This is a genomic window from Pseudooceanicola aestuarii (assembly GCF_010614805.1).
GTDB classification, from domain to species: Bacteria; Pseudomonadota; Alphaproteobacteria; order Rhodobacterales; family Rhodobacteraceae; genus Pseudooceanicola; species Pseudooceanicola aestuarii.
The window spans coordinates 1,195,286-1,214,765 of record NZ_JAAFZC010000001.1 but is presented as its reverse complement, the minus strand read 5'-3'; the positions used below and the strand labels follow the sequence as shown (position 1 = coordinate 1,214,765).

Sequence of the window (19,480 nt, the reverse complement as noted above, 5' to 3'; positions counted from 1 at the left end):
AAAAAAGGCCGGAAACCTGACGCCATCTCGCGTCGTTCTCCTTGCATACCTCGAAGGCATTTGCAAAAGGAGGCCCTTCTCATGACCCATGGCACCAGATTTTTCGCCATTCTCGCCGCAACCGCGCTGACCAGCCCGGCCTATGCAGGCTCCGTTTCCGCCGATGTCGGCGCCAGTGTCGGCGATATCGCCGGGGCGGATGTCAGCGTCGGGCTGGGTGGTGACAGCGTCGCCGATGTCGGCGCCAGTGTCGGCCATTCCACCAGCGCCGATGCCGGCGTCACCGTCGGTGGCGCGTCGGGCAACGGCGGCAGCAATGTCGCCGGCGCAGATGTGACCGCCAATGTCGGCGATGCGTCCTCTGGCGGCGGCGTGACCGCCAATGCCGATGCCGGCGCCACGATCGGCGGCAGCACGGATGGCGGCACCACGGGCGGGCAGACCGCCGGGAATGGCACCGGGACCGGCACGTCCGGCGGCACGACGACCGACGGCACCACCACCACCACCACGGAGACCACCGCCGTGGCCGACAACACCGCTCCCGGCTCCACCCTGATCGGCGAGGGTACGGCCCAGGCAGCGGGCACGACCGCCCGGAATTCCGTCCTGCTCTGCTCGACGGGGGACGAAAACTGCGAAAACGAATGACAGATCTTGCAGCGGCAGCCGGGCGGCTCCGCCCGCCCGGCTGAACCTGGCGCGTCCGGCACCCATCGGGGCCGGGCGCGTTTTGGTTCGATCCGTGTGACCGGGCCGTGGGTTACCCCGCGTCCAGCCGCGCCACCGCCCAGCGGGCGGCATCCGCGACCTCTTCAGCAGGATCCTGCGCCAGGGATTGGGCTACGGGCCGCAGTCGCGCCGCCCCGCTGTTGCCGATGGCATACAGCACGTTGCGCACGAAACGGTCGCGCCCGATCCGCTTGATCGGGGAACCTGAGAACCGCGCCCGGAACGCGGCATCGTCCAGCACCGCCAGTTCGGCCAGCGCCGGGGCCTTCAGATCGTCGCGGGCGGCGTAGCGGACCTCCCGGGCGTCCTGCGCGAACTTGTTCCACGGACAGACCGCCAGGCAATCGTCGCAACCGTAGATGCGGTTGCCCATCAGGGCGCGCAACTCAGGATCCACCGGGCCCTTGTGTTCGATCGTCAGGTAGGAAATGCAGCGCCGCGCATCCAGCTGGAAAGGCGCCGGAAACGCATCCGTGGGGCAGATGTCCAGGCATTTGCGGCAGCTCCCGCAATGCTCCTGCTCCGCCGGGTCGGCGGGCAGGTCCACGGTGGTAAAGACCGACCCGATGAAGAACCAATTGCCCAGCCCCCGGCCCAGCAGGTTTGTATGCTTGCCTTGCCAGCCCAGCCCGGCGGCCTGGCCCAGCGGCTTTTCCGGCACCGGCGCGGTATCGACAAAGACCTTCACGGCCTCGCGCTCGCCCGCCTGGGCCAACAACCAGCGCGCCAACCGTTTCAGGCGTTTCTTCACCAGATCGTGGTAATCGCGGTTCTGGGCATAGACCGAAATCGCCCCATGTTCGGGCCGTTGCAGCACCGCCATCGGATCATGCGTCGGCGTGTAGCTTTCGGCCAGCATGATGACCGACCGGGCCTCCGGCCACAGGGCGGCGGGGTCGCCGCGCCAGTGTTTCCGGTCCTCCAGCCACCCCATCTGCCCGTGCCGTCCCGCATCGAGGAAGGCGTCCAGCCGGGCCGGCACCTCCGGCACGTCCCAGGGGCGGCAGATGCGGCAGGCGTCGAACCCTTCGGCCCCCGCCTGGGCCACCAGCGCGGTTTTCAGCTCTGCCGGGGCCATCGGCGCGGAAGTTCGGCGCGCGGCGCCCATCGGATCAGAAATCCAGGTCGGCGTAATGCGCCGGCGGCGGGAAGCCCGCGACATTGTCCATCAGGATATTGCGGAACGCGGGGCGCGACTTGATCTTGGCATACCAATCCTTCACCACGTCGCTGCGGTTCCAATCCACATCGCGGATGTAATCCAGCGACGACAGATGCGCGGCGGCCGCGAAATCGGCCAGCGTCATCCGGTCACCGGCCAGCCAGCGGCGGTGATCCAGCAACCAGGCCATGTAATCCAGGTGATACTTGATCGCCTTGGCGCCGGCCTTGACGTTGCCACTGTCGGGAAAGCCCTGCTTCATCACCTTCTTGTTCACCCGCTCGTACAGCAGCTTCGACGTCACCTCGTGATGGAACTTGTCGTCGAACCACGCCACCAGGCGCCGCACCTCGAAGCGGGCCAGCGGTTCGGAGGGCATCAGCGAAGGTTCGGGATGCACTTCTTCCAGATATTCGCAGATCGCGGCGCTTTCGCTCAGGACATGGCCGTCGATCTTCAGCACCGGCACCTTCCCGGCAGGGTTGCGGCGCAGGAAGGCGGGATCCTTCTCCCAATAGCGTTCCTCGATCAGTTTGACCTCGATCTTCTTCTCGGCCAGCGACAGCCGCACCTTGCGGCAGAAAGGGGACAGGGGGACGTGGAAAAGCTCGGCCATAGTCTGCTGATGTAACCTCGAAACACTGTGTATGTGCCGCCCGTCGGGGCGAAATTCAATCCTCGAAACAGGCGGCGCGGCCATCGCGGGCAATCGTCGCCGCGCCATCGCGAATCCGGGCGGATTGCCGCCGGACATATTCCCCCGGTTGCGATGCCGACCGGCTTTGCGGGGACGGCAGGATCGCCGCCAGACGTGCGGCCTGCACATCCGTCAGCTTTGCCGGAGTGACTCCGAAATAATGGTGCGACGCCGCCTCGATCCCGAACACGCCTTCGTCGAATTCGGCAATGTTCAGGTACACCTCGACGATGCGCCGCTTGCTCCAGAACCCTTCGATCATCGGCGTGATCACCGCCTCAGCCGCTTTTCGGACATAGCTGCGACCGTGCCAGAGATAAAGGTTCTTGGCCACCTGCTGCGTCAGGGTAGAGCCGCCGCGCCGCCCGCCATCGGCAATCGCCAGCCGGATCGCCGACATGTCGAACCCCCAATGGGTGCAGAAATTCGCATCCTCCGCCGCCACCACCGACCGCGCGACCACCGGCGCCACGTCTTGCAGATCGACCCATTGGCGGTCGATCTCTCCCAATCGCAGCCGTTCGCGCAGCATGTAGACCCCGCCGGCCGGATTCACCACGGCGTTCAGCGCGACCAGCCCGGTGAACAGCAGCGCCACCACCAGCACGATCCGCAGCGCCCACCCCAGCAGCCAGTGAAACGGCCGCACGCCGCCCACCTTGCGAGTTGGCTTGCGGGCCGATTTCCGCGCCGGTTTTCGGCCCTTTGCCGTGCTCTTTTTCGCCTGTCTCGCCATCCGTCTTCTATATGCTGCTGCCCGGTCACGGGGCAAACGGGAAACGTGCATGAAAAAGGGGGACCATCGGCCCCCCTTTGATCTTCGCTCTTGTGGCGCGGGTCACTCCGCCGGGACGGCGCTGGCCTCCTGCGAGAGCGGATGCGCCAACTTGTCCAGCATCTCCTTGGGGCAGACCTGGACGAAATTGCCCAGCTCCACATCCCAATGCTGAAGGATGTCGGCGGCCTTGCGGCTGCCCGTCTCCGCAGCGTGACGTTCGACCAACCCGCGCAATTGCTGCTGCCAATGATCCACCGTGACATCGCAGGTCACCAGTGTCTCGTGGTTCAGCATGGTCTGGGCCAGCTCCTCGGGATCATGGAGATAAGCCATGCCGCCGGTCATCCCCGCGCCGAAATTCGGCCCGATGGAGCCCAGGATCACCGCGACACCACCGGTCATGTATTCGCACCCGTTGGAGCCGCAGCCCTCGATCACCACCTTGGCGCCGGAATTGCGCACGCCAAAGCGTTCGCCCGCCCGACCGGCGGCAAACAGGTGTCCGTCGGTCGCGCCGTAAAGGACGGTATTGCCGATGATCGTGTTGGCCGAGGCGACCAGCGGGCTGGCCATCGACGGCCGCACCACGATGGTGCCGCCCGACAGACCTTTGCCGACGTAATCGTTGGCCTCGCCCGAAACTTCGATCTTCAGGCCCGGCGCGGCGAAAGCGCCCAGCGATTGCCCGGCCGATCCCGTCAGCTTGACCGTCAGGTGGTCGGGTTGCAGCGCGTTGCGCATCCCGAATTTCCGCACGATGTGGCTGGAGGTCCGGGTGCCGACGGTCCGGTGCGTGTTCTGCACGGCATAGGACAGTTGCATCTTCTCGCCATCACGCAGGAACCGCGCGGCGTCGCGCACGATCTCTGCGTCCAGGGTATCGTCCACGGCGTTCCGGTCCTTGTCCCGGTTGTAGACGATGTCCTTGGCACCATCGACAGTGATCAGCAGCGGGTTCAGGTCCAGATCATCCAGATGATCCGCACCACGGCTGACCTGATGCAGCAGATCGGCCCGGCCGATCACCTCGTCCAGCGACCGCGCCCCGATGGAGGCCAGGATCTCGCGCACTTCGGAGGCATAGAAGGTGATCAGGTTAACCACCTTGTCGGCATTGCCCGTGAACTTGCCGCGCAGCGCCTCGTCCTGGGTGCAGACGCCGACGGGGCAGGTGTTGGACTGGCACTGGCGCACCATGATGCAGCCCATGGCGATCAGGGCGGCGGTGCCGATGCCGTATTCCTCGGCCCCCATCATCGCGGCCATCACGATGTCGCGGCCTGTGCGCAGCCCGCCGTCGGTCCGCAGCGTCACGCGCGACCGCAGGTTGTTCATCGCCAGCACCTGATGCGCCTCGGTCAGGCCCATTTCCCAGGGCAGGCCGGCAAACTTGATCGACGTCGCGGGGGACGCCCCGGTGCCGCCGTTGTGGCCCGAGATCAGGATGATGTCCGCCTTGGCCTTGGCCACGCCCGCCGCGATGGTGCCAACGCCCGAAGAGGCGACCAGTTTCACCGTGACCTTCACCGTGGGGTTGATCTGCTTGAGGTCGTAGATCAGCTGGGCCAGATCCTCGATCGAGTAGATGTCATGGTGCGGCGGCGGCGAAATCAGGGTCACGCCCTTGGTCGAATGGCGCAGCCGGGCGATCAGGTCGGTGACCTTCATGCCGGGCAGCTGACCGCCCTCGCCTGGCTTGGCGCCTTGGGCGACCTTGATCTCCAGCTCTTCGCATTGGTTCAGGTATTCAGCGGTCACGCCGAAGCGGCCCGATGCGACCTGTTTGATCTTGGCCGACGGGTTGTCGCCGTTGGGTTCAGGTACGAAATGCGCCGGATCCTCGCCGCCCTCGCCGCTGTCAGACTTGGCGCCGATGCGGTTCATCGCCACGTTCAGCGTCTTGTGCGCCTCCGGCGAGAGGGCGCCCAGGGACATGCCCGGCGTCACGAAACGCTTGCGGATGGAGGTGATGCTTTCCACCTCCTCGATCGGGATCGCCTTGGCCAGCGGCTTGATCGCCAGCAGGTCGCGCAGGTGGATCGGCGGATTCGCCTGCATCCGGGCCGAAAACTGCTTCCAGATCTCGAACGAACCGCGATCACAGGCCGCCTGCAACATGTGCATGGTCTGTGCTTCCCAAGCGTGGGTCTCACCGGTCTTGCGCGCCTTGTAGAACCCGCCCATGGGCATGATGTTCTGACCGCCACCCCAGCCAAGCGCCTGTACCGTCTCAACTTTCTTCTGGATGCCGGAGACGCCGATACCGCTGATGCGGCTGGTCATGCCGGGGAAGTATTCCGCACACATGGCGCGGGACAGGCCGACTGCCTCGAAGTTCAGACCGCCGCGATAGGAGGAGATCACCGAAATCCCCATCTTCGACATGATCTTCAGCAGACCCTGATCCACCGCCTCGCGGTAGCGCGCGACCGCTTCTGTCAGGGGCCCGTCCAGCAGGCCCCGATCAATGCGGTCGGCCAGGCTGTCTTCGGCCAGATAGGGGTTCACGATGGTCGCACCACAGCCGATGAGAACGGCGAAATAATGCGGATCGACACATTCGGCAGAGCGGACACCCAAGGAGCAGAAGGTCCGCAGCCCCTTTTTCGTCAGCCAGGAATGCACGGCGGAGGTCGCCAGGATCATCGGCATCGCCACGCGATCCGGGCCTTGCGCCTGATCGGTCAGCACCAGATGGCCCCCGCCAGAGCGCACCGCATCCTCGGCCTCCGCACGGATACGTTCCAACCCCTGGCGCAGGGCATCTTCGCCGCTGCCAGCGGGGAAGGTGCAGTCGATTTCCACCAGGTTGGCGTTGAAATGCTCTTTCAGCTCTTCGAATTGGGCATTGCCGACAAACGGGCTTTCCAGCACCAGAATTTCGGTCTGGGCACTGCTTTCGTCCAGCACGTTCTTCAGGTTGCCGAACCGGGTCTTCAGGCTCATCACGCGGTATTCGCGCAGGCTGTCGATCGGCGGGTTCGTCACCTGAGAGAAGTTCTGCCGGAAGAAATGGCTCAGCGGGCGGTACTTGTTCGACAGCACCGCCGACGGCGTGTCATCGCCCATGGAGGCCAGCGATTCCTTGGCGTCTTCGGCCATGGGCGACAGGATCTGTTCCAGATCCTCCACCGTGTAGCCGGCGGCGATCTGACGCTTGCGCAGCTCTGCACCGGAATAGATCGCGGTTTCCGTCACCGCACCCAGGGCGCTGTCCAGATCGACGATCTTGCCCACCCAGTCGCCAAAGGGTTGGGAGGCGGCCAGCTTGTCCTTGATCTCCGTGTCGTGGAACAGCTTGCCGTCCTTCATGTCCACCGCAAGGATCTGCCCCGGGCCAAGCGCGCCCTTTTCACGCACGGTCGCCTCGTCCGTGGGGACCATCCCGGCCTCGGACCCGGCGATCAGCAGGCCTTCGCCGGTCACGACATAGCGCATGGGGCGCAGGCCGTTGCGGTCCAGCCCGGCGCAGACCCAGCGGCCGTCGGTCATGGCCAGGGCGGCGGGGCCGTCCCAGGGTTCCATCACACCGTTGCAATAGGAATACATGTCCCGCCAGGCCTGCGGCAGTTCCAGCGCCTGCTTGGACCAGCTTTCGGGCACCAGCAGCGTCTTGGCCATCGGCGCGGACCGGCCGGAGCGCACAAGAACCTCGAACACCGCGTCCAGCGCGGCACTGTCGGACGACCCCTGCGGGATGATCGGCTTGATATCCTCGGCCAGGTCTCCGAACGTGGCCGAGGCCATGCGGATCTCGTGGCTTTTCATCCAGTTGGAATTGCCCTTGATGGTGTTGATCTCACCATTATGGGCCAACATCCGGAACGGCTGCGCCAGCCACCATTGCGGGAAGGTGTTGGTGGAATAGCGCTGGTGATACAGGGCAAAGGCGCTTTCGAACCGTTCGTCCTGAAGGTCGGGATAGAAGACGGCGACCTGTTCGGCCAGCATCATCCCCTTGTAGATGATCGACCGGCAGGACAGCGAGGCGATATACAGATGGTTGATCCCGGCGGCGGCCGATGCCTTCTCCACCCGGCGGCGGATCACGTATAGCTCCCGCTCAAAGGTTTCCTCGTCCACGCCCTTGGAGTTGGAGACAAGGATCTGTTCGATCTCCGGACGGGTGGCGTTGGCCTTGTCGCCCAGACATTCGACATCGACGGGAACGTGGCGCCAGCCATAGATGTAATAGCCCATGCGCAGCACTTCGGCCTCGACGATAGTCCGGCAGGTCTCCTGCGCGCCGAAATCGGTGCGCGGCAGGAACACCTGGCCCACGGCGATCAGCTCGTCCTTGCGGGGTTCGTGGCCCGTCCGCTTGATCTGGTCATAGAAGAACGGAACGGGGATCTGGATATGAATGCCCGCGCCATCCCCTGTCAGCCCGTCGGCATCCACCGCACCACGGTGCCAGATCGCCTTCAGCGCGGCGATGCCGGATTCCACCACCTTGCGGCTGGGTTTGCCGTCGATGGACACGACCAGCCCGACCCCGCAGGAGGAATGCTCCTCTTCCTCGGCATACATGCCGTTCTCGGCCATCCACTTGCGCTTTGCTTCCTCGGCGGCGGCCCAGCTTGCATCGTACTTGGTCATGGCTTGTCTCCTTCACAAAGGAAATGATGGCTGTCTTGGGGGGCGGGGCGCGCCGTTGCGCGCGGGGCGGCGGCCCGGTTCATTCGGCCGCCATGACGGTGGCGGCGCCCAGATCCTGAAGGATCGCGGCGGCGCAATCGCGCCCGTCGCGGATCGCCCAGACGACAAGAGAGGCGCCGCGCACGATGTCGCCCACGGCATAGACGCCATCCAGGCTGGTGCGGCCCGATCCGAATTCGGCGCGCACGGTGCCCCAGCGGGTCACTTCAAGTTCGGGCTGGTTCCACAGGGCGGGCAGGTCTTCGGCCTCGAACCCCAGGGCCTTGATCACCAGATCCGCATCTTCGGCGTAATCGCTGCCCTCGATCAGTTCCGGCGATTGCCGGCCCGAGGCATCGGGCGCGCCCAGGCGCATCCGCTGGATCATGGCGCTGCGCACCACGCCGTCGGCGGCGCCGCCCGGCTCGTCCACCCCGGAGGTGAAGCCCTTGGGCGCGGTCAGCCAGACGAATTCGACGCCCTCTTCCTCCGCATTGGCGACTTCGCGTTGGGATCCGGGCATGTTCGCCCGGTCGCGGCGGTAGAGGCATTTGACCGATTCGGCGCCCTGCCGGATGGCGGTGCGCACGCAATCCATGGCGGTGTCGCCGCCCCCGATCACGATGACTTTCTTGCCCTCGGCGTTCAGCTCGCCGCTTTCGTATTCCGCGACTTCATCACCAAACCCGACCTTGTTGGAGGCGGTCAGGTAATCGATCGCGCGCACGATCCCCTGCGATCCGGCACCGGGACCGGGCAGTTCGCGGCTTTTGTAGACGCCGGTGGCGATCAACACGGCGTCGTGCTTGCCCCGGATCGCGTCAAAGGACAGGTCTTCGCCAACGTTGCAATTCAGCACGAATTCGACGCCGGATTTCTCCAGCAGCTCGATCCGGCGCATCACCACGTCCTTCTCCAGCTTGAACCCCGGAATGCCATAGGTCATCAGCCCGCCGCCCCGGTCATAGCGATCGTAGACGGTGACCTGCACGCCTTCGCGGCGCAGCATGTCCGCCGCCGCCAGTCCGCCAGGGCCGGCGCCAATGATGGCGACGCTTTCGTCACGCTCCTGCACGGGGGTGATGGGCTTGACCCAGCCTTTGTCCCATGCGGTGTCGGTAATGTATTTCTCAACCGCGCCGATGGTCACCGTGCCGTGGCCCGACTGCTCGATCACGCAATTGCCTTCGCACAGGCGGTCCTGCGGACAGATGCGGCCGCAGATCTCGGGAAAGGTATTGGTGGCCTGCGACACTTCGTAGGCCTCTTCCAGCCGGTTGGTTGCGGTCAGGCGTAGCCAATCGGGGATGTTGTTGTGCAGCGGGCAATGGCTTTGGCAGTAGGGAACACCACATTGGCTGCACCGTGCCGATTGTTCTTCGGCCTTGCGGGCGGCATATTCGGCGTAGATCTCGTTGAAATCCTGCTTCCGCGCGCCTGCCTCGCGCTTTTCGGGCATATCCCGTTCGACAGTCACGAATTTCAACATCGGTTGCTTTGCCACGGCGCAGCTCCTTCCCGTTCCGGTACAAGTGGCGTTCTACGCAAGGGCCGCGCGAATGAAAAGGCAGAACAACTGACCTATTTGCAAGATTACTGACGCCCGCAGAGGGCTGCGCGCGGCTTTCGGGATGAATTTAGGTGACACTTCGGACCCAACTCCGCCCTTCCCTCAGCTTTTCAATGCGTTATTCAGAGGCCAGAGCCAAAGGAACCTTGCCATGCCGCTTCTGCACCTGTTCATCCTAGCCGTTATCCAGGGGATCACAGAGTTCCTGCCCGTCTCCTCCTCGGCGCATCTGATTCTTCTGCCAGGGCTGACCGGGATGGCGGATCAGGGGCAGGTGATCGACGTGGCCGTGCATGTCGGCACGCTGTTTGCGGTGATGATCTATTTCTGGCCGGACATGCGCGGCGTTTTTGGCGCTCTGCCCGGCCTGCTGCGCGGGCGGACCGACAGCACAGGCGCGCGACTGGCGATCCTGCTGATCCTCGCCACGATCCCGGTGATCCTGTTCGGGCTGGTGCTGAAGGTGACGGGACTTGACGACAGCCTGCGCTCCGTCGCGGTAATCGGCTGGACGATGCTGATCTTCGGCGTTGTCCTCTATGTCGCCGACCGGCGTGGCGATACCGGCGCCGGCGCGCGGGACTGGACGACGCGCCACGCCTGGATCATGGGGTTGTGGCAGGCCATCGCCCTGATCCCCGGCACCTCGCGGTCCGGCATCACCATTACCGCCGCGCTGTTCCTGGGCTACGAACGGCGCGAGGCGGCCAAGCTGTCGATGCTGATGTCCATCCCGACGATCATCGCCGCTGGTCTTCTGGCGGGCGCCGAGGTCGTGGCCCATGCCGACGCGCAGGCCGCCCGGGACGGCGCGATCGCCGCGATCTTCGCATTCGGCGCGGCGATGCTGGCGCTGGTACTGATGATGCGTCTGCTGCGGTCGGTCAGCTACACGCCCTACGTGATCTACCGGATGTTGCTGGGCGGTGGGCTGCTGCTGTGGGCCTACGGGATCGTCTGATCCCGCAGGCAGCGGGATCCCGCGCGGGTTTGCGGGATCAGGCGCGAAGGTTGCGCGCCGAATCCTTGATCTCGGAATATTGGCCGGAGGGGCGGTAGACCCACAGGTAATCTGGCAGCACCGTTTCCGCGGCGACCGGGGCGATTCCCAGCGCGTCGAACCCCGGCTGGCTGCCATCCGCCACGTTGTCCCGCGCCAGGTTGCGCACCTGATCCCGGGTCAGCGTTCCGTTATGGATCAACCCGAAGCTGACGAATTGCACAGCGTCCAGCCCCATCGCCATCAGGTGCGCCACCCAGAACGGCAGACCCAGCAGCAGCTTGCGCCGCCGCACCACGCCCAGCATCCGGGTCATCCACGCGCGGAAGGTCGCGGTGTCCGGGCCGCCCAACTCGTAGATACCACCCGGCGCACGGCCTTCGGCACCCAGCTGCGCGGCCTGGGCCACGTCATCCACGTAGACCGGCTGGAACGTCGTCCCGGCCCCCACCAGCGGCAGGATCGGCGTGATCTTCGCCATCCCGGCGAACCGGTTGAAGAATTCGTCCTCCGGCCCGAAGATGATGGAGGGGCGCAGGATCATCGCCTCGGGCATATGTTCCAGCAGGGCCGCTTCGCCCTCTGCCTTGGTGCGGGCATAGTCGCTATCCGACTCGGCGTCGGCGCCAATGGCCGACACATGCACCAGACGCGCCACCCCCAGATCCTTGCAGGCCCGCGCGATCCGGCCCGGAGCCTCCGCCTGAACGGCGTCGAACCCGTTCTTGCCACGCTCCGACAGGACACCAACGCAGTTCACCGCCGCATCCGCACCCTTCAGAACCTCCGCGACCGAGGCATCGTCGCGGATATTGCAGAACACCGGCTCGACCTGCCCGACGACACCATAGGTCCGCACGAACATCGCTTCGTTCGGGCGGCGCACGGCGACGCGCACGCGCCAGCCGTCCTTGGCCATCCGCCGCGCGACGTAACGCCCGACAAAACCCGATCCGCCGAAAATCGTGACCAGCTTGGACATGGCCAACCTCCAGGTATCCGCAAATTTCCAGTCTTCCTGAGGGTGTTCCTAGCTTCGGAACGGCCCACCGGCAAGACGTTAAGCAATTCCCGGCAGAAATCCTGAAAATCGCCGTTGACACCCCCGGCACCCACCCATATACGCCTGCCTCACGACACCTGCCCAGGTGGCGGAATGGTAGACGCGCTAGCTTCAGGTGCTAGTGTCCGCAAGGACGTGGAGGTTCGAGTCCTCTCCTGGGCACCATTCGTCAACCCCGAAATCCAAGCATGCTTGATTTTCAGGGGTTTTCGACGGGTGCAGCACGAAAACTGCCCCACAATCCGCCCCACACAGAGATCGTAGGTCAGCCAGCCTGGTCACATCCTTCGGGCTGCACGCGCAAGATCATGCAGCCGCGCCGCGTACCACCGAAGTCCCGCATCGACCCGGAGCCGCCGGCCGGCGTCGACCGGAAGAGGGTAGAAGTCCTCGCTCTGAAGCGAGAGGAGCGTGTCGACGGCCTCGTCGAGCGCCATCGCGAGTTCGGGGGCCGCTTCCGACGGAGCGAAGCACGCCTCGATGGCCTGCCGGAACGCTGGGCCGTGCAGGCCCGGAAATCGCCGGAGAAGATCATCGAGGCCGCTCCCATGGCGGCGAAGAAACTCCTGGGTCAGTCGGATGGCGGTGTCCTTGGGCACACCAGTGCCTGAGTTCATGGTGATGGTTTGCAGTTTACCCATGCGGGTCCTCCTTCTTGCCGGGGACCGGCGGCACAGTGCCGCCTTGGAATATCCACCGGACTTCAAGGACCGCCGCGCAGGAGGACGCGGCGGAATGGATCCGCGACGAAGGGACGCCGTCTCGGGTCCGTTTCGACATGCCCGGATGTTCCGGTCCGTTAGCGACAGGTCGAATTCTGAGTTCTTGTAGTCTTGGCTCCGCTACGCTGCTCTCGGGAGCGGCCTCCGAACAAAGGCCGATCACGACAGCAGCGCAGGCCCATCGGGCTATTTACCCCCGGCAAGCCCGCCCTTCTGGAACTCCATGATCGCGGACAGTCGCTCATGGGCCGATAGACGGGCCTCGAAGACCACCGTGCCCGGAGAGCACTTCGAAAATCCCGCCAGCGATGTCGCATACCCGATGGAACTTAGGGCAATGCTGGCCGTCCTGATGATGGGAGCCTCGCAGAACTCGACATCACGTTCTGCGAGCCTTGGCTCGAGGACGATAGCTTTCCCATCGACAAGGAAAGCCACTGCGACGAGGCTGTAGATGGGGGTGTTGCGGTGGATGTGTCGGCACCATGCCGCAGTCCGTCCGAGATCCGCGGCGATCGCGGGCTTTCGGAAGAGCAATTCGGGTTCGAAGTCCATCTGTCGTTCTCCAGTCTCGACGGCTCTCACACAGAAGAGCCGTCGAGACTGGAGAACGCTTTTCGCCTCGATAATCGCGTCCAGATACAATCTCTCCCAAAATTGTGGGTATAGTAGAATTCAACCTCTCTGAAGCTTAACGATTTCCGAGACTTGGCATGCTGCGCAGTCAGCAAGAACGGGTTTTGGGACGTCACGTTCATCCATTCGACGCCGCCCATTCAGTTGCTCAGGTCCCCGCATCCGGATTCAGCCAGCAGATGACCGGGGTCACATGCACGGTGGTACGGGGCGATCCGGCATCTGAACGGGGCGACCTGCATTTTGGACGGGGTCCATCGGGGACCAATTGCTCTGAGCAACCTCAAGCTGGAGCCCCCATGCCCATAAATGATACCTATGTCGTCCCCGCGCCCGTCGTGAATTTCCTGTGCGAACACGAGCGCAGCTTTTTGGCCCTTCGCCTGGTCCATGGCCTGCTCTACGTTCTCGACACTGCCCTCAGAGGCAAAATGGCACTCGTGCCTGCGCACTTCTCCAAGGAACACAGCGTGCGCACGAGCACCCTCGCCGCAGCCGTTGGCCCGGAAAAGGCCACGGACAACCGATGGGTGCACGCGGCGTGCCTCGAGCTCGCCGACCAGAACATCCTGAAGAACCCGACCGTTCAGGGACGGGTGTTCCGGTTCGAACTCGACAAGAAATTCTCCGCGACATTTTCGACTCCGACGACGGCATTCGCGGTCATGCGCACCGATCAGATCCGGCAATGCCGCACCCTACATGACCTGATTTTTCTCTCGCTGACGTGTCTTCACGGCGGCAAGGATCGCCCCCGGTTCCTGCTTCCACGTATTCCTATGCGTCTCGAGCCTGAGTCGTCTCCAAGCTCACTGCTCCCGCAGGAGCCACCAGTGCAGGACCCGTGGCGCGTGCCGTGGTGCAAGTCCAGCCGATCGTGGGTGAACGCAGCAATCCGGACGAGCCAGATACTCGACCATGGCTACCTGATCGCACCGCGCCAGGACATGATCGACGACTTCGTCTCCGAGGTCGCGGTCAAGATCCAGACCACGAAGACGAAGTGGGAGCGCGGCACGCTATACAAGTTTCAACCGGGAACGCGGAGTGTCATCGAGATCCCCACCGGTGGGACCAAGTCCGTGCTGAACGCCGAAGCCCTCGCGCACAAGTGGCACCAGACCATCATCCAGTAGCACGTGAGAAATCGACGCCGGCGCATTTCCGTGCGCCGGCGATCGACTCCAAATCCTTCCCAGACACCAACATCTGGAGAAGAAAATGATCGCCCCCACACCTCACATGCCTGAGAACCTGGCCCAGAAGCTGATCGTTGCCGCCCGATCGTTTCAGCGCGACTACGACGCGATGACCCTCGCAGAAGCGCGTCGACTGCTCGGCCGTCATGACTTCCGAGTGCCCGTCCTGTGCTCTCTTACCTTCCATGGAAACGGCAATCTGAAACAGGTCAACGTGCGTGAAAATCTGAAGTGCAAGGCGCCGTTCCCGAGGCAATTCGTCTCCTCCATCAGGATCTTCGCCACTCCTGAGCAAGGCGCGAACGACCTTCGTTCGGGCTGCTTTCGCTGGATTGCGGAGGACGCTGCCGAAAGGTTTCTGACCGAGAGGCGCCATCGAGCATTCCAGCTGTCCGACGGGGAGATCGAGGCCCTTCTCCGCAGGATCCCGGAGTATGCACCCTATAAGGCCGTCGACTTCGAGGACGTGTGCTTGCTGGCGATCCGGCGGATCGTCGAAACGGAGCATGAGCTGCGCCGCGGCGAAAGCAAACATGCCCGCCTCTTTCGCCACGCGCAGAAGATGCCGAGCGGCTTCATAACGGACCTGGAGGAGGAGCGCGCGGACGCACGGTCTGAGTGGGATGAAGATATCGCGAAGGGATACACCCCCTTCATTCCCTTCGCATACCGGAGTTGGCCCGAGGAGGAGGCTATCGTCCTTGCCCAGAGGCAGCGGACTTATGAGGCCCTTTTTCGGTAAATTCGTGGTGCGCGGAGTGGCGCTCCTGCGCCCTCAGCCGGACCTCGTACGGACGCGGACCGGCGCCTTGCGTCGGACCTTGATCGCTTTCTTGAAGGGAGTGTACGACACCTCGCGCACGTAAGTTTCTGGATCGATCTCGACATCCTGACCTTCGGGCATTTCCATCTTCTCGCCTCTCTGAGCCATAGCGATGACGTCCTCGTATCCTGACCGCAGGGATGTGCTGTGCACCGCCTCCCGCGCGGCGTCTCGTGCCTCCTGTTCCGTCTTCGCATCAGCGATCTTGCGCCTCTCGGCCGCGGCCTCAACCTTGCGCGCGGCCTCCCTCTCGGCCGCGATCCTTTCGGATGCCTCGAGCCGCGCCCGCTCCCGTTCAAGAGCGCGGCGCTGCTCCCAGGCCATCCAAATTTCGGCGTTATGCTCTTGGGTCTCTTTCCGCGCCTTCACGCGACCAGCGTAGTGAGGCGCGGCACCGTGGCTTGCCTGAGGCCCGACGTGCGGCTGTGCGACCAAGCCTACCGGCGCATCGCCCGCGGCCGCCATTTCTTCATTGGATCGCAGATCGACCCGCGCATCAGAACCTACGCGTTGCAGAGCAGCATTAGTCCGAATTTCCCACTCGCCCCGCATGTCCCGAAACTCGGAAGAACGCCCTGGTCCGCGGTCAAGGCTGTGGATCTTCTCCCCGAAGAATCCGGTGTCCGAATCCTTCTCCCGGACGGACTTGAGGATGTGAGCATGAAAGTTGAGGTTGGTTCGTTCAGGGTCTGCGAGGATTCTGAGGTATTCTTCCTGATCGATAGTCCCGGCCCGATACCGACGCTCTACTTCCCGGCCGTCCGACCTGTCGTGAAAGCGCGGGGCGTGGATCGCCCATTGCGCGGCCAGTCCGTATCTGTCCTTGAGATTGCAGCAATAACCGTGAACCAGCCGGCGCATCTCGTCGAGCGGCAGCTCGGCCGGGATCGACACCTTGATCTCACGCGCCATGCGCGCATTCCTCTTTGTTTCAGCGCGCTCGGCTTCGTTCCAGAGCCGTTCGATACCAGTCACCCAATTGACAGCCCCTTCCGCCAAGAGCCCGCCGCGCCGCACGTAGGAAAAGGTCTGCCCTGTCCGCTCATCGTGCAGGCGGCAGCGCGCGATGTAGGCGGCCCGGGCGACGGCACCAGCGGTCTTCCCACGCGTCAGTGGCGAGATGGAAAAATGGCATGCAGCGTGTTTCATGCTGAGGGAGATCAGGCCCCGGCCAGGATCTCGCCACGCCAAGAAGCCCGCGGCAGGCGCGCTGCAAACGGAGTTTGCGTAATTGCGCCTTCCGAGCCTTCGGCTCGTCAGGTTGGAAATCCTACGAAATCTGACTTGGTCGCGAAAAACCTGGAGCGAAGCGCCGAACCAGGCACGACATTCCCTTCGAGAACCGCGATGAAAGGATCCACGGGATGTCGAGAAACCTGAAAAAGATCGAAACGCTGACCCGCGAGATCGAACAGAAGAAGGCGCTACTGTCTGACCTCTCGCAGAAGGCGAAGGAAGAGACTCGCCGCGCCGAAACACGCAAGAAGATCATCTATGGGGGCGCGTTCCTGGCATTTCTCGAGACTGTCCCTGCGGATAAAGCTCAGCAGATTAAGGACAAGATCAATGCCATGATCACGAACAAGAAGGACAGAGAATTCCTCTCCTTACCGGACACGTAAGCTCGAACGCTGCGGCGCCGTTGACGGCTGCCATGGCGACCCGTAGGTTTGGAACAAATAACGAACAGGCGCCCTCATGAAAACCTTCGTTTCCTACTCCCACCGCGACGAAGCCACTCTGGAAAGGCTGAAAGCCCACCTTTCCCCCCTTCGACGCGATGGCCGTATCGAAACTTGGTATGACCGCGAGATTCGCGCCGGCGGCGAGATCGACGGAGAGATCTCGGCCGAGCTGGAAGCCTGTGACATCGTCTTCCTTCTGATCAGCCCGGACTTCCTGAACTCGGACTACTGCATGGACACCGAGATGACCCGAGCCATGGAGCGTCACGACGAGGGAACAGCACGGGTAATCCCGATCATCGTGGAAGACTGCTATTGGAAGTCGAGTCCATTCATGAAGCTCAAGGCGCTGCCGAAGGACGGGAAGCCGATCAGCAACTGGACCAATGAGAACACCGCCTTCCTGAACATCGTCGAAGAAGTTGCCCGCGTCCTCGATGAAATGGATGAGGCGCTTGTTTCGGCGCCAGGCGGCGCAACCCGCCCGGAGGCGCAGCCACGGAAGTATCGGGTCCAGCGGCACTTCGATGACATCGATCGGAGTGACTTTCGAGACCAGGCATTCGATGAGATCCGGAGATATTTCCAGGAGGCGGCGGCCGAGTTGGACACCCTTGAGGAACTCCGCGGTCGGTTCACGGCGAGGTCCGACAAGAAATTCTCCTGCACGGTGGTGAATCGCAGCCGGATGCAGGGCGGGACCGCGCACATCACCGTCCGTTGCTCGACGGGCGGCCATGGGTTCGGGGACATCTCTTATGTCTTCGCGGAAGACTCTGCGGACAACACATCCAATGGGGGCTTCAACGTCGAGAACGACGATTACGAGATGTTCCTGACGGCCACGATGAACTTCATGCGGGGCAACCAGGAAGATCGCATGACGCCCCACCAGGCGGCAGAGAGCCTCTGGACGGAATCCCTGCAGCAAGCGGGAGTGAGCCTTGCCTGAGACAATCCCATTCCGATGCAATAACTGCGGTCATCGATTTACAGCCGACGCGTTGACCGAGAACGAAAAGCGCGATGCCCGCGAGGAGCGCCGGCCCACGTCCAGCATCCATTGCCCAAAATGCAACCGGACCGATATCCGGCGCGGCTGGGAATGACTGCCACCTGATCGCTTTCCCCGGAAACCGTCATCCCCTATCCTGTCGTCGACAAGCCGGGCCGCGAAGATCCGGTGGCAAGAACGAGGGACGGGCATGCCGCTGCTACATTGGCTGACGAGGGATGAGGATCTGCGGGCGGCGGATCGGGTGCCGTATCGGCTGCTCGACGAGGTGCCCGATCTGAGAGCCGGAGAGAGCGACGAGGGGCTGCTGGTGCAGGGCGACAACCTCGAGGCCCTGAAGGCGCTCCTGCCCTTCTACGCGGGCCGGGTGAAGTGCATCTACATCGACCCGCCCTACAACACCCGGTCTGCCTTCGAGCATTACGACGACAGCCTCGAGCATGCGAAATGGCTGGCCATGATCGTGCCGCGCTTGATGCTGCTGCGCGAGTTCCTGAGAGAGGACGGGTCAATCTGGATGTCGATCGATGATCGCGAAGGTCACTACCTCAAGGTCGTCATGGACGAGATATTCGGCCGAAGGAATTTTCGGTGCACCTTCATCTGGAGGAAGGTGGACAGTCCGAACGATAACAAAGTCCCAATTACGCCGGATCACGAGTTCATTCTCGTCTACGAGAAGAATTCTGAACAGGCGGGCTTTCGGCAGAAGAGCGACGAAGGCCTCCTTGAATCTTATCGCATGACCGACGAAGAGCCGCGTCCCCACCGGGATCGATTGATTAAGAAGAATGGAAAGAACTCTTTGCGGGCTGACAGGCCGACAATGTTCTTCCCGATCGAAGCTCCAGATGGAACGGATGCATGGCCGATACATGACGACGGACGTGAAGCCAACTGGGCCTTCGGCAAGAAAGGCATCGAACAACTGCGCAAGGAAGGCCGCCTTATCTGGAAGCAGCGAGAGAGACTGGGCGAAATAGTCTGGGTTCCATACAGCCGAGAATTCGCGAGCAACGATCCCAAACGTCCTAACGAGACAATATGGACAAATGAACACACCACCCGGCAGGCGAAAGCTCACGCAAGAGAACTCCTACCAAGTGTTCAGCCGATCGACACGATAAAACCAGAGAAGCTGATCTCCCGGATTCTCCATATCGCCACCAACCCTGGCGACCTCGTCCTCGACAGCTTCGTGGGCTCCGGAACGACGGCAGCCGTCGCCCACAAGATGGGCCGCCGATGGATCGCGGTCGAGATGGGCGAGCATGCCCGCACCCATTGCGCCCTGCGTATGCAGAAGGTCATCGAAGGCGAACAGGGCGGCATCTCGAAGGATGTCGGCTGGGAGGGCGGCGGCGGCTTCCGCTTCTGCACCCTCGGCCCGGCGGTCTTCGACGAGGACGGCCGGATCGACCCGGCCATCCGCTTTGCCGACCTCGCCCGCCATGTGTGGTTCTCCGAGACCCGGCAGCCCATGACCGACACCCCGGCCGGCCCTCTTCTGGGCGTGCATGGCGAGCGGGCCGTCGCCCTGCTCTACAACGGCATCCTGAAGGATCGCAGCCCCGGGGGCGGCAATGTCCTGACCCGCGCGGTGCTGAAACTGATCCGGGATGACCTCGCCACGGCCGCGCCGGGTTTCGAGGGCGATCTGGTCGTCTACGGCGCCGCCTGCCGCCTGTCCGAGGCCACGCTGAAGGATCAGGGCATCCTGTTCCGCCAGACCCCCTACGACATCTCGGCGAGGACGTAAC

General features: G+C 63.4%; 16 protein-coding genes and 1 tRNA gene. 8 read left to right on the top strand and 9 right to left on the bottom strand.

Features of this window, described 5'->3' with window-relative positions; all coding sequences use genetic code 11:
• Positions 1 to 81: 81 nt before the first annotated feature.
• Positions 82 to 651 (top strand): hypothetical protein, encoded by a 570-nt coding sequence (locus G5A46_RS05655; protein ID WP_163848103.1) that lies wholly within the window; start codon positions 82 to 84, stop codon positions 649 to 651.
• Between the two features lie 112 nt (positions 652 to 763).
• On the opposite strand, the gene queG is transcribed toward G5A46_RS05655, so the two are convergent.
• The 5 genes from queG to G5A46_RS05630 all read right to left on the bottom strand — a co-directional run bounded on the left by queG (position 764) and on the right by G5A46_RS05630 (position 9,511).
• Positions 764 to 1,840 carry a tRNA epoxyqueuosine(34) reductase QueG gene (queG, locus tag G5A46_RS05650; protein ID WP_239520626.1) on the bottom strand — a complete coding sequence of 359 codons (1,077 nt, stop codon included), beginning with the start codon at positions 1,838 to 1,840 and terminating at the stop codon, positions 764 to 766.
• A 4-nt stretch (positions 1,841 to 1,844) separates the two neighbouring features.
• Entirely contained in the window at positions 1,845 to 2,510 is a 666-nt protein-coding gene (gene fzlA, locus G5A46_RS05645) for an FtsZ-binding protein FzlA (RefSeq protein ID WP_163848102.1), read from the bottom strand.
• A gap of 55 nt (positions 2,511 to 2,565) precedes the next feature.
• Complete coding sequence (gene mtgA, locus G5A46_RS05640; RefSeq protein WP_163848100.1) at positions 2,566 to 3,327, bottom strand: monofunctional biosynthetic peptidoglycan transglycosylase; 762 nt, start codon at positions 3,325 to 3,327, stop codon at positions 2,566 to 2,568.
• 102 nt (positions 3,328 to 3,429) lie between these two features.
• Positions 3,430 to 7,968, bottom strand: a complete 4,539-nt coding sequence (gene gltB / locus G5A46_RS05635; protein ID WP_163848099.1) for a glutamate synthase large subunit — start codon at positions 7,966 to 7,968, stop codon at positions 3,430 to 3,432.
• 79 nt (positions 7,969 to 8,047) lie between these two features.
• A complete protein-coding gene (locus G5A46_RS05630) occupies positions 8,048 to 9,511 on the bottom strand; it encodes an NAD(P)-dependent oxidoreductase (RefSeq protein WP_163848097.1) in 1,464 nt (487 codons plus the stop codon).
• A gap of 217 nt (positions 9,512 to 9,728) precedes the next feature.
• On the opposite strand from G5A46_RS05630, the gene G5A46_RS05625 reads away from it, so the two are divergent.
• Positions 9,729 to 10,538: an undecaprenyl-diphosphate phosphatase gene (locus G5A46_RS05625; protein WP_163848095.1), complete on the top strand. Its 810-nt coding sequence runs from the start codon at positions 9,729 to 9,731 to the stop codon at positions 10,536 to 10,538.
• A 37-nt stretch (positions 10,539 to 10,575) separates the two neighbouring features.
• On the opposite strand, the gene G5A46_RS05620 is transcribed toward G5A46_RS05625, so the two are convergent.
• Positions 10,576 to 11,559, bottom strand: coding sequence for a complex I NDUFA9 subunit family protein (locus tag G5A46_RS05620; protein ID WP_163848093.1), 984 nt, complete (start codon positions 11,557 to 11,559; stop codon positions 10,576 to 10,578).
• A 160-nt stretch (positions 11,560 to 11,719) separates the two neighbouring features.
• On the opposite strand from G5A46_RS05620, the gene G5A46_RS05615 reads away from it, so the two are divergent.
• Positions 11,720 to 11,805: transfer RNA gene (locus G5A46_RS05615), tRNA-Leu, on the top strand.
• Positions 11,806 to 11,918: 113 nt separating this feature from the next.
• Here G5A46_RS05615 and G5A46_RS05610 read toward each other — a convergent pair.
• Positions 11,919 to 12,281 carry a hypothetical protein gene (locus tag G5A46_RS05610; protein ID WP_163848091.1) on the bottom strand — a complete coding sequence of 121 codons (363 nt, stop codon included), beginning with the start codon at positions 12,279 to 12,281 and terminating at the stop codon, positions 11,919 to 11,921.
• 267 nt (positions 12,282 to 12,548) lie between these two features.
• Positions 12,549 to 12,917 carry a hypothetical protein gene (locus G5A46_RS05605; RefSeq protein ID WP_163848090.1) on the bottom strand — a complete coding sequence of 123 codons (369 nt, stop codon included), beginning with the start codon at positions 12,915 to 12,917 and terminating at the stop codon, positions 12,549 to 12,551.
• A gap of 380 nt (positions 12,918 to 13,297) precedes the next feature.
• Here G5A46_RS05605 and G5A46_RS05600 point away from each other — a divergent pair, with 380 nt between their 5' ends.
• Positions 13,298 to 14,134 carry a hypothetical protein gene (locus tag G5A46_RS05600; protein WP_163848088.1) on the top strand — a complete coding sequence of 279 codons (837 nt, stop codon included), beginning with the start codon at positions 13,298 to 13,300 and terminating at the stop codon, positions 14,132 to 14,134.
• Between the two features lie 85 nt (positions 14,135 to 14,219).
• Positions 14,220 to 14,939 (top strand): hypothetical protein, encoded by a 720-nt coding sequence (locus tag G5A46_RS05595; RefSeq protein ID WP_163848086.1) that lies wholly within the window; start codon positions 14,220 to 14,222, stop codon positions 14,937 to 14,939.
• Between the two features lie 33 nt (positions 14,940 to 14,972).
• Here the strand turns inward: G5A46_RS05595 and G5A46_RS05590 are convergent, their stop codons facing one another.
• Positions 14,973 to 16,169: a MobA/MobL family protein gene (locus G5A46_RS05590; protein WP_163848084.1), complete on the bottom strand. Its 1,197-nt coding sequence runs from the start codon at positions 16,167 to 16,169 to the stop codon at positions 14,973 to 14,975.
• 215 nt (positions 16,170 to 16,384) lie between these two features.
• Between G5A46_RS05590 and G5A46_RS05585 the strand changes: the two genes are divergently transcribed.
• The 3 genes from G5A46_RS05585 (at position 16,385) to G5A46_RS05575 (ending at position 19,479) form a co-directional block, all read left to right on the top strand.
• On the top strand, positions 16,385 to 16,642 hold the full coding sequence (locus G5A46_RS05585) for a hypothetical protein (protein WP_163848082.1): 258 nt from the start codon (positions 16,385 to 16,387) through the stop codon (positions 16,640 to 16,642).
• Between the two features lie 76 nt (positions 16,643 to 16,718).
• Positions 16,719 to 17,657, top strand: a complete 939-nt coding sequence (locus G5A46_RS05580) for a toll/interleukin-1 receptor domain-containing protein (protein ID WP_163848080.1) — start codon at positions 16,719 to 16,721, stop codon at positions 17,655 to 17,657.
• A gap of 253 nt (positions 17,658 to 17,910) precedes the next feature.
• Complete coding sequence (locus G5A46_RS05575; protein ID WP_163848078.1) at positions 17,911 to 19,479, top strand: site-specific DNA-methyltransferase; 1,569 nt, start codon at positions 17,911 to 17,913, stop codon at positions 19,477 to 19,479.
• The last annotated feature ends 1 nt before the right edge of the window (position 19,480 follow it).

Coding starts and splice junctions, on each gene's coding strand:
- gltB (WP_163848099.1), bottom strand. CDS start 7,968: ATGACCAAGTACGATGCAAGCTGGGCCGCCGCCGAGGAAGCAAAGCGC.
- G5A46_RS05585 (WP_163848082.1), top strand. CDS start 16,385: ATGTCGAGAAACCTGAAAAAGATCGAAACGCTGACCCGCGAGATCGAA.
- G5A46_RS05605 (WP_163848090.1), bottom strand. CDS start 12,917: ATGGACTTCGAACCCGAATTGCTCTTCCGAAAGCCCGCGATCGCCGCG.
- G5A46_RS05600 (WP_163848088.1), top strand. CDS start 13,298: ATGCCCATAAATGATACCTATGTCGTCCCCGCGCCCGTCGTGAATTTC.
- mtgA (WP_163848100.1), bottom strand. CDS start 3,327: ATGGCGAGACAGGCGAAAAAGAGCACGGCAAAGGGCCGAAAACCGGCG.
- G5A46_RS05620 (WP_163848093.1), bottom strand. CDS start 11,559: ATGTCCAAGCTGGTCACGATTTTCGGCGGATCGGGTTTTGTCGGGCGT.
- G5A46_RS05610 (WP_163848091.1), bottom strand. CDS start 12,281: ATGGGTAAACTGCAAACCATCACCATGAACTCAGGCACTGGTGTGCCC.
- queG (WP_239520626.1), bottom strand. CDS start 1,840: ATGGGCGCCGCGCGCCGAACTTCCGCGCCGATGGCCCCGGCAGAGCTG.
- G5A46_RS05580 (WP_163848080.1), top strand. CDS start 16,719: ATGAAAACCTTCGTTTCCTACTCCCACCGCGACGAAGCCACTCTGGAA.
- G5A46_RS05590 (WP_163848084.1), bottom strand. CDS start 16,169: ATGAAACACGCTGCATGCCATTTTTCCATCTCGCCACTGACGCGTGGG.
- G5A46_RS05575 (WP_163848078.1), top strand. CDS start 17,911: ATGCCGCTGCTACATTGGCTGACGAGGGATGAGGATCTGCGGGCGGCG.
- G5A46_RS05595 (WP_163848086.1), top strand. CDS start 14,220: ATGATCGCCCCCACACCTCACATGCCTGAGAACCTGGCCCAGAAGCTG.
- G5A46_RS05655 (WP_163848103.1), top strand. CDS start 82: ATGACCCATGGCACCAGATTTTTCGCCATTCTCGCCGCAACCGCGCTG.
- G5A46_RS05625 (WP_163848095.1), top strand. CDS start 9,729: ATGCCGCTTCTGCACCTGTTCATCCTAGCCGTTATCCAGGGGATCACA.
- fzlA (WP_163848102.1), bottom strand. CDS start 2,510: ATGGCCGAGCTTTTCCACGTCCCCCTGTCCCCTTTCTGCCGCAAGGTG.